We start from the raw sequence: 10,972 nt of genomic DNA, 5'->3' as shown, positions 1-10,972 counted from the left end.
TGCTCCCGGCACACGCCTCAACTTCGTTGGTTCAGTGAGTTACCGGCTTCCGAATGGAGCTGGGTATCGAGCGACGACGACATGAAAAGGCGCCATCCGGCGCGGCAAGATGCTATCGAACATTCCGTTTCCCCTGAGACATCGACCCCCGGGTCGATGGGCTTGGAAACGTTACGCAACTTCTTGCGCAATCGTCAATAGGAAATTGCGAACGAACGCACCATGGTTGGTCCCCCTGCCGCAGCATAACCCGCGGCAGGGGGACACGAGGTTGGACACGCGGCTTATGCCGCTGGATGAGCGACGTCGTGAAACCTGAGAACGGCACCGGAGACGCGATCACGGTTCTCCAGATCCTTCGTCGTGAAGTCGTCGACGAAGCCCACCTTCCTCAAAATCCGTCTGACCGCATCGCCCTGGTTCCAGCCGTGCTCAACCAGGATGGCCCCACCAGGCAAGAGGTGTGCGCACGCGCCGGACGCGATGCGCCGGATGTCGTCCAGGCCATCCGCGCCGGAAGCCAGTGCCGACGCCGGTTCGAACCGCAGATCACCTTCGCCCAGATGACGATCGTCCGCCTCGATATAGGGTGGGTTGCTGACGACGAGGTCGAAACGCCGGCCTTCCAGCGGCGCGAACCAGTCGCCCTGCACGAACTCCACGCGCTCCAGCCCGAGCCGTCGCGCGTTACGCCGCGCCACGTCCAGCGCGGCGGGGCTGACGTCCACCGCGACCACGGCGGCATCCGGCCGCTCCTTGGCGATGGCCAGCGCGATGGCGCCACTGCCCGTGCCGAGATCGACCACGCTGCCACCCGCCGGCAACCGTTCGAGCGCCAGTTCCACCAGCCGTTCCGTTTCCGGGCGGGGGATCAGCGTCGCGGGCGTGACTTCGAGCGTAAGCGACCAGAAGTCACGCGTCCCGGTGATGTAGGCGATGGGTTCGCCCGCAGCCCGCCGCCGCACGAGGGCATCGAAACGCCGTATGCCATCGGCATCGGGGGCATCCTCCGCGTGCGCGAAAAACCATGCGCGACCCACGCCCAGCGCGTGCGCCAGCAACAGTTCGGCTTCGAGACGGTCGCCCAGGATATCGGAGGCCTGGCGCAGGATCGTGCGGATATCGGTCATGCCACGATTCTAGCGGTCCGCCCGCCTACAATGCCGCCATGCGCTTGCTTCCCCTGCTCTTCGCGGCCCTGCTCCTTGCCGGATGCCACGCCACGTTCTTCGGCGCCGTCAACGCGCGGCAACCGTCGACGGGCATCGCGTCGCATCGCGATATCGTGTTCGACCCGGCAAACGCCCTCGCACTGGACGTGTACAGCCCCGCCGATGCATCGCACGCACCGGTGGTCGTCTACTTCTACGGCGGCAGCTGGATGACCGGCAAGCGCCAATGGTTTCGCTGGATGGGCGAGGCCCTCGCGGCCCAGGGCGTCGTCGCGATCGTCGCCGACGTGCGCCCGTGGCCGAAGGCACGCATGGAAGGTTTCCTCCGTGACGCTGCCGGAGCCGTGCGATGGGCGCGCGATCACGCGGCCGGTTTCGGTGGCGATGCGGCACACCTGTTCGTCATGGGGCACTCGTCCGGGGGACAGATCGCCGCCATGCTGGCCACCGACAAGCAGTGGCTCGCGGCGGTGGGCATGAAGCCGCGCGACCTCGCCGGCTTCATCGGCGTCGCCGGCACCTATGACTTCATCCCCTTCGACGAGCCCGAGTTTTACGACATCTTCGGTCATGGCCCGGAGGAGCAAGCACGGTCGCAGCCGATCAACTTCGTCGACGGGGACGAACCGCCGGCCCTGCTGCTACAGGGTGAGGACGACACCATCGTATCGCCGGCGGAAGCGGTGTCGTTCGAGGGAAGGTATCGATCGCAGGGCGAGCCCGTGGAGTTGAAGCTCTATCCGAACGTGGGGCATGAACAACTGCTGCTGGCCTTCGGGCCACTGAAGGGCAAGGCACCGGTCCTACGCGACACGATGGCATTCATCCATCGCCATGCAGGTGCCGCTTTCCATTGATGTAGTGAACCCGGTTGGGAGCCGACCCAGTGGGGGGTGGGTGGTTTGCGTAATATGGCCCCCGGCCGCCGGGTCGCCCCCAGGGTGGGCGGCCACCTGTCCCTAGCGCGCCTTCATCACGTCGCGGCCTTCCGCATTGCCTCCGCGCGCCGCGTCCAGAATTTCAGGATAGGGATAATCGAGCCCAAGCAGCTGGCGGATGTCCGCGCTCGCGTTCTTCACGAACGCCTCTGGCAGCGCCGCCGGCATGTTCTCCATGGGTTTCACGAATTTCGGCAGGTATTGCGTGATGATCGCCGAGCGGTCGATGCCGCTTCGGTTCGGCATCGCGCAATGCCAGACCGCGCCGAAGAAGATCACGGTGTCGCCGGGTTCGCCAAGCATGCGCTCGCAACGGTCGAAGAAACGATCGCCCTCATCCGGATAGCGCAGCTCGCGCTGCGATCCCGGCACGAACGCGGTCGCGCCGGTTTCCTCCGTGAAAGGATCGAGCATGATCGTCGCCTGCGCATTGAGCGGGAAGCTCGCGTTGATCCGTACCGGATGCGTGGCCGGGGAGTGGAAGTCCCAGTAGGGATAATCGATATGCGGCTCCTGGCCGGGGCCTCCGGGAAGGATGCGGTTGGCCGCGATCGAACCCATGATGAACTCGCTGCCGATGAAGGCGCGCATGACCTGCATGATCGCCGGATGCGCCGCCATGCGGGAAAAGATGTCGCCTTTCGCCAGCAGGTTCCAGACGCGGCGTTGCAGGTTGATGCGCCCCGCCCGCTCGGCGTCGCCCTGGAAATGGGTCACCTTGCCGCCGTTTTCGTCGGCATCCGACTCGCGCATGACGATCGCCCGCGCCTCGGCGATTTCCGCAGGCGTGAACAGGCCGCGCAGGACGACAGCGCCGTGGCCGTCGAGGAGTTCGTCGACGATGGCGCCGGTGTCCAGGCTGTCGGGAGTGAAGACCCGAAGGGGGGCCGAGGGACGGGGGAGGATTTGCGCGGAGGCGGTCATGCATGACTCCTGCCGTTTCAGGCGGCGTGGCAAGGGGACGGTGACGAGGTATGCCTTTACGCTAGGCCGTTTTGCAAGCGCTTGCAAATTGCGCCGCAACATACGTAGAGTCGATGGACCTCGGCCAGGATCCCTGCCCATGAAGAGCCAGCTACGCGTCGGCCTGATCGGCGCCGGCTATATGGGGAAAGCGCACACCGTGGCTTACCAGAGCGTGGGCGCCCTGTTCGAGCCGGGCCGCCGCCCTGTATGCGAGATGATCGCCACCTCGACCGAGGAAGGCGCCGCCGACGTCGCCAGGCGCTGGGGATGGGCCCGTTCCACGGGGGACTGGCGCGACCTGGTCGACGATCCCCAAGTGGATATCGTGGTCATCGCGACACCGCCACGTACCCACCATCCGATGGTGATGGCCTGCGTCGCGGCACGGAAACCGGTGTTCTGCGAAAAGCCGCTGGGCATGAACGCCGGGGAATCGCTGGCCATGACCGAGGCCGTGGAACGTGCCCGCATGCCCAACATGGTGGGCTTCAATTACATCCGCACGCCCGCCAGCCAATTGGCGCGACAGATCATCGCGTCGGGTGAGATCGGCGAGGTGATCCAGGTCACGGCCGAGCATGTCGAGGACTATTTGCACGACCCTGCCCTTCCCGCTTCCTGGCGCACCCGAATCGCGACCGGATCCGAAGCCGGCGCGCTGGGCGACGTCGCCACCCACATCGTCAACGCGTGCCTGCGCCTCGTGGGCCCGATCGAAAGCCTGGTGGCCGATATGACCATCGTGCAGCCACGTCGCGATGGACCGCACGGACCCGAAGCCGTGGAGAACGACGACCAAGGCCAGATGCTGCTCCGGTTCGCCAACGGCGCCACAGGAAGCATCAGCTTCAGCCGCATGGCCGCGGGCAGGAAGATGGGTTACACCTACCGGATCACCGGCACGCGCGGCGCCATCGCCTTCGACCAGGAAGACCAGAACGCCCTGTGGCTATACGACGCCTCGCGCGAACCGGCGCGAAGAGGATTCCAGAAACTGTTGATGGGGCCGGCGCATCCGGATTATCTCGCCTTCAACCAGGGTGTCGGCCACGGCACCGGCTACAACGAGCAGATCGTGATCGAAGCGCGGGATTTTCTGCATGCGGTGACCACCGGCGAATCGGTGTGGCCGACATTCCGCGACGGGTACGAGGTGGACAAGGTGATCGCCGCGGCGTTGCTGTCGAATCGCGAAAGGCGCTGGGTGTCGCCGTGACGCCGGTCGCTCACCGGAGGCTTCCCCGTTTCACCAGTTCGCAGGGAAACAACTTGTTGCGCGGTACGGCGGCCGGGTCGTCCATCCAGGCCACGATACGTTCAATGGCGTACAGCACCATCTCGCGAATGGGCTGGCGTACCGTCGTCAGCGAATAGGAGGCCCAGGCCGCCAGCGGCATGTCGTCGAAACCGACGATGCTGACGTCCTCCGGGATCGCCACGCCACGCTCGCGGCAGGCATCCATCGCGCCCAGGGCCAGGACGTCGTCGCCACAAAACACGCCGTCCAGCGTGTCATCGCGATCGAGCAACGTGTGCATGGCCAAGCGGCCGTGTTCATGCGTGTAATTGCCGGCATGGATGGTCTCGCGTAGCAATTTCCCGGCCGCCTCCGCAAATCCCTTGTTCCGGTCGATGGTGGAAGCGTCGTGCGCCGAGCCACCCAGGAAAGCCAGCCGGCGCAGCCCGCGCCGGCGCATGGCCTCCGCGACCTGCCGTCCGCCGGCCACGTTGTCCACCGTCGCCACGGGCACCGGCGACGAGCGCCCCGCCCGGCCGAACACATGCATCGCGGGCAGGCCCGCCCCACGGCACGACGCGGCGAATCCCGCTGGCGGCGCCGAGGTGGCGATGATCACGGCGTCGACGTTGTATTGGCGCAACATGTCGAGGGCGGAAGTGCCGTCTTCGTCCTCGCCGAGGTTGGCCAGAAGCGGGCGCAAGCCGCGGGCCTGCAGTTCGCGCGTGAAGAGGTCGAAGACCTCCATGAACGCCGGGTTCCCGAAATGATTGGACACCAGCCCGATGAGCTCGGTGCGGCCGGTCATGAGGCTGCGGGCAAGATGGTTGGGGCGATAGCCAAGAGCGGCGGCGGCCTCGAGCACGCGTTCGCGTGTCTTCGCGGAGACACTCGCCCCCTCGGTGAATGTTCGCGACACCGCCGAGATCGACACACCCGCGGCTTCCGCGACATCGCGCGCGGTGACGCGCGGTCGAAGATCTGACGAGGTAGACCTAGGGCTCATGTCAGCTAGGTTAGCTCAACCCGACGCTCGGGCGGTGCGCTATCACGTCTCGTCCGCGTAGGTTGCCCGAAAGGTCCGCTTTGCTGTCTCTGTCAACCCAAACGATGGTGCATCTATCAATTCCAGGAACCGCCTCACGTCGAAGACCAGATCCGGGTCAGGAACCAACGTGGCTAGCGAATCTGTCGTAGCTAACATGCCGATGGGCTCCGCAGGATCCTCGAACAGAATCCAATGACCATCCATGGACGAAGCGACTATCAGGCCATCCCAAGTCCCGGTTGGCATGTTTGCACGATAGCCCTTCGCGCCCGCACCGCTAAAGGGATGCTCACCGCGAGAAATCCACGTCGTCACTTCGGCATAGAGCTCATCAAAGCTACCATCCCTTTCGTGGCCTACCGATACAACAATTTCGCGTGACGCCGGAGACACCAGAAGTCTATCCAGTTCTTGCGCGATATCATTTCGTCCGAGGATGGACGTTTCAAAAAAATAATGGTGCGACCAACCTTCGCGTGAAAAGACATCCTCCGGAAAGCTGCGTCCCCAGCGGATACATTGCGCAAGACGTCTCTTGAGGTCCGACATATTCATTAATCTAGCTTCTCATTGAAGCGAATCTTTACCACCACCTGCCCATCAACCTGCACCGATGCAGAAGCTCCACCGGTGGATGAAGCCTTATCGTAGAATGTGTATTTCGTCCCGTCCTTGCTCAGCATTACCACGCTTCCATCTTTGCTCGTAGTGCGAACGAATCCGTTCGCTGCTAGATTTTTTTGTGCGGTCAGAGGCGAAGCTGAAGTACGGATCTGTCCTGGACTGTTACGCGTCGCCCCTCGCTCGACCAGTATCCGCGTTAGCTGTGCCTCTTCCGTAGGAATTATCGCCCTGGTGGCATTGAGAGCTAAGTCGGCCGACCGGATGGCGGCCTTGGCAAGCCCGAACTCGAACGGTGTGACGACGGTTTGAACAGCCCCACTTCCAGGCGGCGGCCTCCAATCCGGATCACATCCACACAGCGTCGACTCTAGAAAGTAGCTAGATTCTTCCGGCGACATGTATTTTCCATTCGCGACTTCGGCGCTACCGAAAACTTGCCTACCGTCCGGGTCCACATACCTATATGGATTATTGTTGGCATATGACTGTCGGTTGAAATTGAAGATGTCCCCAGGACGGGGCTTTACGGGATCCAGACTCGTAAAGCGTGAGGTTTCGCTGTCGTAATAGCGAGCCTGCATATAGACAAGGCCGGCCTCAATGTCACGGTAATGGCCTGCGAATGATGCGCCCCCCAATTCTTACCCAAGCGCCATGGCCCCAAATGAATGATAGTCGCTCGCAGCAATCACATTCCCTGAGGCGTCCGTTGTAGCGAGTACATTGCCACTTGAGTCCGTATAAAAGTACGTAACGGACTTCGCGGCTAATACGGAGTTCGAGAAGAACAACAAAAGCAAGCTGCCAATCATATGCAGCCATGCCACCGTTCTTGGTGAACCGTTCCGCCTCATACTCATCCCCCTTCAGTGCCCCTTGACGCAGGATCACTAGTTCAAACCTTCGCCGTCAAGTAGCCATCACTGGCACCGCCCCGAAACGATCAGTGCCAACCAAAAAAAGCCGGGCGATCGCTCGCCCGGCTCGTCGTCACTCAAACATGCGCTGGATCAGCGCAGGATCGCCTTCGGATCCTGCTTGGCCTTCTGCGCCGAGCAGAGCAGGATCTGCTCGCTGGTCTGCGCCAGCCCGCGCTCGGCACCGCTGACCTGGCCCAGGCGCGGCTTGAAGAACTCGCTCAGGCGATCGGCTTCGGCCTTCGAGCAACCGCCGCCACCGGCGAGACCCGGTAGCTGGCCACCCGCGAAGCTGCCCGTGCGCGCCACGATCTTGTCGTAGTTGGCCACGAACCACTTCCACAGGTCGGCACGCGTCGCTTCGGAGTCACGGCCGCCACGAAGCACCATGGCCATCTCGCCCACCTTCACGTCCTTGCCGAGCGCGAAGTCACGGACCTTGTTGGCCAGTGCCGGATCCTTGGTGGATGCCAGCGCCGACAACATCGCATTCCGCTTCGCCGGGTCGGAGGTCTTCGGGATCTCGGCGATGAGCGCGTCGACCGCGGGCGCGCCGCGCTCCTGCACCGCCACGCCCAGGGCATCGGCGAGCAGGTCCGAATCGGCCGCTTCCAGGTCGAGGCGGCCATCCTTCACCTTCAGCGCGGCGTCGCCCTGCTTCAGCATTTCAGCGCGAACTTCCGGCTGGGCGATATCGTCGTCGGCCAGGAAGCCGGCGAGTGCCGTGCGGGTGATGGTGTCGTTATCCGGCTCGCCCGCCTTCTTCTTGTAGCCCAGTTCCTTGAGCTTCGGCAGGTACGCGTCGGTCGCCCACTTGCGCAGGCCCGTGCGCTGCGCATCCGTGGTGGCTTCGTTGTTGAGTATCCAGTTGAAGGTCATGAGCGGCGCCGTGAACACCTCGCGGGTCTTCGACGACGTCAGCGGCTTGAACGCGGCCAGCACGTCGCCCGCATCCAGGTCACCGTGCTGGAAGCCCGCGCGCACGGCGTCGGCATAAGCCAGCTGCTCCGCGTCGCTGAGCGTACCCACCACCTTCGACAGCGCGGCCAGATCGGCCTTGCTCTGCGCGAAGCGGTAGTACCCACGGCCGTCGGCGTTCGGCAGCACCCACGTGTTCTTCGCCGCATCGTCCAGCACCATGGTGCCGGTGGCCTTGTCGAGCAGTTCGCACTTCACCTTGTTCGCGCCGCCGGTGGTGCCGTAACGCACGCACATCGGCACGCCCCAGACACGGCTGGCGTCGCCGGTGCTGCCCAGCGGCAGGTAGCGGCTCTGCGACAGGTGCAGCACGGTCTTGCCGCCCTCGGTCTTCACTTCGGTGCTGACGTAGGGCACGCCGGACTGGTCGAGGAAGCTGCGGAAGGCCTTCTTGAAGGCATCGCCCTGACCGGCGGCCTCGGCGATCGAATCGATCAGGTCGTCGGCCGTCGCGTTGGCGAACTTGTGCTTCTGGATATAGGCACGCATGCCCTTCTGGAACACCGGATCGGTCACATACCCCTCGAACATGCCGAGGACCGCCGCGCCCTTCTGGTACGTGATGCCGTCGAACGCGGTCTCGATGTCGCCGTTGCCCGTGATCGGCTGGCGGATCTTGCGCGCGCTGACCAGGCTGTCGTTGTTCATCGCGCCCTGCGCGCCGCGCACGCGATCGAGATCGGCGCGGTATTCCGGGTGCACCTTGGTGGTGACCTTCTGCTGCATCCAGGTGGCGAAGGCCTCGTTGAGCCAGAGGTCGTCCCACCAGGCCATGGTCACGGTGTCGCCGGTCCACTGGTGGGCCAGCTCGTGCGCGTTGACGTTGAACGAGCCACGCACGTACTGCGCGGCCGAGTCGGGATCGATGAGCAGCAGCCAGTCACGGAAGGTGACCAGGCCGGCGTTCTCCATCGCACCCGCGCTGAAGTCGGGTGCCGCGAGCAGGTCGAGCTTGTCGTACGGATAGCCGAAACCGTAGTAGTCCTCGAGCGTGTGGATGATCGAGTTGGTTTCACCCAGCACGTGCTGCAAGCGGTGGCCTTCGCCCTTGGCGGCGATACCGCGCAACGGCGTCGGGGTGGAACGGAATTCCGTCGGCGTGATATCCGGCCCCTTCACCACGTCCCACGGACCTACCGCGAACGCGACGAGGTAGGTCGGCAGCGGCTTGGTGGTCGAGAAGGTCAGCGTCTTCCAGCCTGCGCCCGCCTTCTCCTCCTTGACCTGCGCGGTATTGGCCACGCCCTGGTCGTCGGCGGGGATGGTCAGGCTGATGTCGAACGGCACCTTGAACGACGGCTCGTCGAAGCCCGGGAACGCGTAGCGCGCCGACACCGGCTCCATCTGCGTCATCGCATAGGGAACGCCCTCGTGCGAGACCTTGTACAGGCCCTGCAACTGCTTGTTCAGCGGTGCGGTGAATTCGATCGCGAGGGTGATCTCACCCTCCAGCTTGGCCCCGAGGTCGACGCGGACGACACCTTCCTTCTCGGCGGCCACGGTGTATTTGCCGGCGTGCTTCTTGCCCGCGGCATCGGTCACGGTGACCTTCGAGACCTTCAGCTCCTTGCCGTGCAGCCAGAGGAAATCGGACGGCTGGCTCAGCTTGATCTTGATCGTCGAGGAACCCGCGTAGGTCTCCTGCTTCGGGTCGACCTTGAACGAGAGCTTGTAGGATTCCGGCTGGGCCCAGGTAGGCAGATGGCCGAGGGGCGGCGCGTCCGTGGTGGCGGCGAACGCGGCACCACAGCAGGCGGCGAGCGCGGTGAGAACGAGAGGGCGGACGAAACGACGCATGGCGGGTGGGACTCCCCTGTGGGTGATCCATCCATCGTGCGAAGAGGGTGACCTCTGACACAGTGCCAGAAGGCACCCCCTGTTTCGCTGCGCCGCGTCAGAACTCGACGATGGGCTTGAACCCGCCCCAGAACATCCGCTTGCCGTCGAAGGGCAGGGTCTTGGGGTCCATGAACTCCGCAAGCCTCGGATCTTCCATGACTTTCTTCATGATGCGGTCGCGATCCCGGCGGTTGTTGTAGACGACCCACGAGAACACCACGGTCTCCCCGGGCTTCAGCTTGACCGATTGCGGGAAGGACGTGGATTTCCCCGGCTTCACGTCATCCGCGACGCACTCGCTATAGGCCAGCGCGCCATGCTCCATCCATATCTTGCCCGCCTTGCGGGCCATCTTCTTGTACTCGGCCAACCGGTCCACCGGAACCGGCAGCACGAAACCATCGACGTAGCTCATTGGAACCCCTCCCCGCGTGTGGATGTGCGGGGAGAGTCCTCCAGAATGAAGAAAGGCCGCGTTAAGACGCGGCCTTTCGCCGACAGGGTCGGCTCCCACCAGGCCGATCCGACCGGGGGTGAACCCGATCCCTGGCTGGGACGATTCGTGGAACGGCGAGAATCAGCCCGCGGCTTCGGCCTGCTCGAGCACCGCGGCCACGCCGTGGATCACCGAGGCGATGCGCACGGCGCTCTGGATCGCCTGCACGCTGATGCCGCCATCGCGCAGCACCTTGTCATGCGAGTCGATGCACATGCCGCAGCCATTGACGGCGGAGACGGCCAGCGAGACGAGTTCGAAGTCGTTCTTCGCGTCGCCCTTGTAGGCACCGATCACGTTCATGCGGAGCTTCGCCGGGATCGTGGCGTATTCCGGGTGGCTGACCAGGTGCTGGAAGCGGTAGTAGATGTTGTTCATGCCCATGATCGCGGCCGAGCCCTTGGCGGCGGCCAGCTGTTCGGCCGACGCATGTTCGGCGGCGAACGCGGCGATCGCCTCGGTCAGCGGCTTGTAACGGGCGGCGTACGCCGAGCCCAGGGCGACCATCGAGATCTGGGCCAGGTTGAGGCCGGGGGCGCCCGCTTCGCTCAACACGGAGTCGAGGTTGAGCTTGAGGTCCTTGGCGTATTCGGGAAGCTTGCTGCGCAGATCGGCGACGCTCATGGATGCACCTTGTCTTGATGAGGGAAAGGGGCGCGGAATGGCTCGGCGCCCAAGGCACCGGTTCACGCGGAACACGCGGGGGACGCGTGTCTGAAAAAAGAGGCGGTGAAGATCCTGTCTCTTATACACATCT

The 10,972-nt window shown here is 64.0% G+C and carries 10 protein-coding genes and 1 pseudogene; 2 read left to right on the top strand and 9 right to left on the bottom strand.

The features are described from left to right. Positions 1-284 precede the first annotated feature (284 nt). Positions 285-1,130 carry a peptide chain release factor N(5)-glutamine methyltransferase gene (gene prmC / locus ACR9ZJ_RS10365; protein WP_481287708.1) on the bottom strand — a complete coding sequence of 282 codons (846 nt, stop codon included), beginning with the start codon at positions 1,128-1,130 and terminating at the stop codon, positions 285-287. A gap of 38 nt (positions 1,131-1,168) precedes the next feature. Between prmC and ACR9ZJ_RS10360 the strand changes: the two genes are divergently transcribed. Beyond that, positions 1,169-2,029: an alpha/beta hydrolase gene (locus ACR9ZJ_RS10360; protein ID WP_481287707.1), complete on the top strand. Its 861-nt coding sequence runs from the start codon at positions 1,169-1,171 to the stop codon at positions 2,027-2,029. 102 nt (positions 2,030-2,131) lie between these two features. Here ACR9ZJ_RS10360 and ACR9ZJ_RS10355 read toward each other — a convergent pair whose 3' ends face one another. Further along, entirely contained in the window at positions 2,132-3,034 is a 903-nt protein-coding gene (locus ACR9ZJ_RS10355; protein WP_481287706.1) for a phytanoyl-CoA dioxygenase family protein, read from the bottom strand. A 139-nt stretch (positions 3,035-3,173) separates the two neighbouring features. Between ACR9ZJ_RS10355 and ACR9ZJ_RS10350 the strand changes: the two genes are divergently transcribed. Next, complete coding sequence (locus tag ACR9ZJ_RS10350) at positions 3,174-4,292, top strand: Gfo/Idh/MocA family protein (RefSeq protein ID WP_481282661.1); 1,119 nt, start codon at positions 3,174-3,176, stop codon at positions 4,290-4,292. Positions 4,293-4,302: 10 nt separating this feature from the next. Here ACR9ZJ_RS10350 and ACR9ZJ_RS10345 read toward each other — a convergent pair whose 3' ends face one another. The 7 genes and pseudogenes from ACR9ZJ_RS10345 to ACR9ZJ_RS10315 all read right to left on the bottom strand — a co-directional run bounded on the left by ACR9ZJ_RS10345 (position 4,303) and on the right by ACR9ZJ_RS10315 (position 10,839). Then, positions 4,303-5,319 carry a LacI family DNA-binding transcriptional regulator gene (locus tag ACR9ZJ_RS10345; RefSeq protein ID WP_481282660.1) on the bottom strand — a complete coding sequence of 339 codons (1,017 nt, stop codon included), beginning with the start codon at positions 5,317-5,319 and terminating at the stop codon, positions 4,303-4,305. A 42-nt stretch (positions 5,320-5,361) separates the two neighbouring features. Further along, positions 5,362-5,916: a hypothetical protein gene (locus ACR9ZJ_RS10340; protein WP_481287705.1), complete on the bottom strand. Its 555-nt coding sequence runs from the start codon at positions 5,914-5,916 to the stop codon at positions 5,362-5,364. Next, positions 5,916-6,383, bottom strand: a complete 468-nt coding sequence (locus tag ACR9ZJ_RS10335; RefSeq protein ID WP_481287720.1) for a hypothetical protein — start codon at positions 6,381-6,383, stop codon at positions 5,916-5,918. Before ACR9ZJ_RS10335 ends, ACR9ZJ_RS10340 begins: the two co-directional genes overlap by 1 nt. A gap of 54 nt (positions 6,384-6,437) precedes the next feature. Further along, positions 6,438-6,623 (bottom strand): annotated as a pseudogene (locus ACR9ZJ_RS10330) (RHS repeat-associated core domain-containing protein); the annotation flags it as partial. Between the two features lie 372 nt (positions 6,624-6,995). Beyond that, positions 6,996-9,677 (bottom strand): M1 family metallopeptidase, encoded by a 2,682-nt coding sequence (locus tag ACR9ZJ_RS10325; RefSeq protein WP_481287704.1) that lies wholly within the window; start codon positions 9,675-9,677, stop codon positions 6,996-6,998. Between the two features lie 97 nt (positions 9,678-9,774). Further along, the gene (locus ACR9ZJ_RS10320) at positions 9,775-10,134 is read right to left on the bottom strand and encodes a DUF1428 domain-containing protein (protein WP_481282656.1); all 360 of its coding nucleotides are present in this window, start codon (positions 10,132-10,134) and stop codon (positions 9,775-9,777) included. Positions 10,135-10,296: 162 nt separating this feature from the next. Further along, the gene (locus ACR9ZJ_RS10315; protein WP_481287703.1) at positions 10,297-10,839 is read right to left on the bottom strand and encodes a carboxymuconolactone decarboxylase family protein; all 543 of its coding nucleotides are present in this window, start codon (positions 10,837-10,839) and stop codon (positions 10,297-10,299) included. Positions 10,840-10,972 lie beyond the last annotated feature (133 nt).

The sequence above is a fragment of the Luteibacter sp. KNZ12-1A genome (genome assembly GCF_056755675.1).
This window is presented reverse-complemented; position numbering and strand designations above follow the sequence as displayed.